At 58.4% G+C, this 1,993-nt stretch carries 2 protein-coding genes; both read right to left on the reverse strand.

Going from position 1 to position 1,993, the window contains the following annotated elements; all coding sequences use genetic code 11:
* Nucleotides 1–231: 231 nt before the first annotated feature.
* Nucleotides 232–684, reverse strand: coding sequence for a transposase (locus tag A3730_RS19700; protein WP_231884003.1), 453 nt, complete (start codon nucleotides 682–684; stop codon nucleotides 232–234).
* A gap of 212 nt (nucleotides 685–896) precedes the next feature.
* Nucleotides 897–1,993 (reverse strand): CsgG/HfaB family protein (locus A3730_RS19705; protein ID WP_063538736.1); only part of this gene is annotated, 1,097 nt, incomplete at its 5' end.

A 1,993-nucleotide genomic window follows, 5' to 3' on the forward strand; every position in this document is an offset into this window, starting at 1 on the left:
TCAGATGCTCCTTTGGTCCCTCCACCCCGGCAAGTCCTGCATGGTTGCAGGAAGAGCATTCAAACATACAAGCACCTCTCGAGGTGCGAACCGAGCGAAGCGAGACGACAACGCTTACGTTGCTCGCCTATCTTTTCTGAAACCTGTCGAGTGTTGATATTCCTGATCGTCATGCGGACGATTTCCGCGCTGGCGCGCGGTTCGCACCTCGAGAGGTGCTCCTACCGGGGGCTATAGCCAGACGGCGTTCCAGTACGGGTAATCTTTTAGCGAACGCACAAGGCCAGCCCGCAAAGGATTTGCGACGATATACCGCGCAATCTCCCGAATATTTTCTTCTTTGCGAACCGCATGATCATGGTAACCCCGCTGCCAGAGAGTCGCGCCGCAAAGCCGTCCACTGCGGCCTTTCACCCGTAACATCACCCCGGGTAGCGCTTGGCCTTCCCCAAGCTGGAACAACCAATGCAAATGGTCCGGCATCAGCGCATAACAAAGCGTTGTTGTCGCGCCAGACAGGTCGCTCCAGAGCAGCGTGCGGCATACCAGACTGGCCAGCTGACTGTCGGAAAAATAGGGGTAACGACCCTTGGTCACCGTGGTGACATGGTAAATCCGGCCCTGCTCTGAAAATCGCCCCTGACGCAGACGCGATCCGTGATAGATAGCTGTCATGACAAGCATGCTTACCTGCCCCATCACAACACAATATAAGCAATGTCTGATTTTCCTGTAGGAGCACCTCTCGAGGTGCGAACCCCGGCATATAAATTATGCCCAAACCTGTGGGTGTTGCGGAAAGGCTTCTGTTCGCACCTCGAGAGGTGCTCCTACAAAAAACGACAGGGAATCCTGCTCCCATCAACAAAAACCCCCGCGTTGCGGGGGTTGGGGGTTTACCACTTGAGGGGGGCTTCCGAGGAGCCCGGGGTGGCGGCCTGGCCAGCGGGTTGCTCCGACGCGTTTTGGGCCTGCTTGTCCGGGCGGACGCGGTCACCCACCTGCAGAGCACCGGCTTCGCCTTCCACACGGGCAATGCCATAGTCGGGGCGTACGTCGCTGATCTTGAGGGTGGCCAGCGCTTCGCCTTCCAGCTTGATGGTCATGCCGGTATCCGGGTCTTTCATTTCCCCGGCAGGGCGATACACCTTCATGATGCCGTCTTTTTCCAGACGACCCTGGCCCTGGCTAAGGAACACGGTCTCGCCGTCGACCTTGATCACTTGCACCGGGTAGAGCACGTCGGTGGCATCGCCGGCGATGGCGCGGGCAATCTCGGGATAGAGAATGTCAGCCAGACGTTCCGGATGGTTGCGGTCATCAATTTTCTGCTCGCGGGCCATGGCACGGATTGTGGCTTCCGGCTTGTCCCACTCGTAGAGATCGCTCCACAGGATTTCCGTGGTGGTGGTGTCGATCAGGCGATAACGCACGCGGACGTAGGGGTCGTAGCCGCCCATCTTGGCGCCGTAGAACTCGCGATCACTGTCACCAATCTGGAAGTCTTCAATGGTCCCCACCAGCAATAGATCAGCGCCTTTACGCTGACCGAGACGGGCCATTTCTTCCGGCGCGATACTGCCCTGGGAAACGGTCTGCAGCTCTTTTTCAATGTCGGCCAGATACGAACGATCCAGCACCCGGAAACGCCCGGACTGGGTGAAGGCCATGGACAGGTTTTCGCTCAGATCACGCTGCACTTGCGAAGCCGGCACCTTGATGTCTCCAAGATCGTAGCTTGCGGCGCGGGTATCGAAGGTAGCGATGGCAATACCGGGAAGATGGGAACGGTCCGGCCCGATGGACTTGGGACGCAGGATTTCCGCCTGCACATCCGCCTGCCACATGCCGTCATCCACCTGCTTCACCGACTGGACTTCATAGGTCTTGATGTTACCCAGCGTCGGCAGCTGCGGCTCCGGCACCGAGGTCTGCATGCCCATCCAGGTGGACACATCACCCTGCTGGTTGATCACCCACTCATACACATTGG

The organism is Alcanivorax sp. HI0044 (assembly GCF_001634945.1).

What these genes read in the sequence shown, in the direction of transcription:
- A3730_RS19700 (WP_231884003.1), bottom strand. Translation starts at nt 684, where the DNA reads ATGCTTGTCATGACAGCTATCTATCACGGATCGCGTCTGCGTCAGGGG.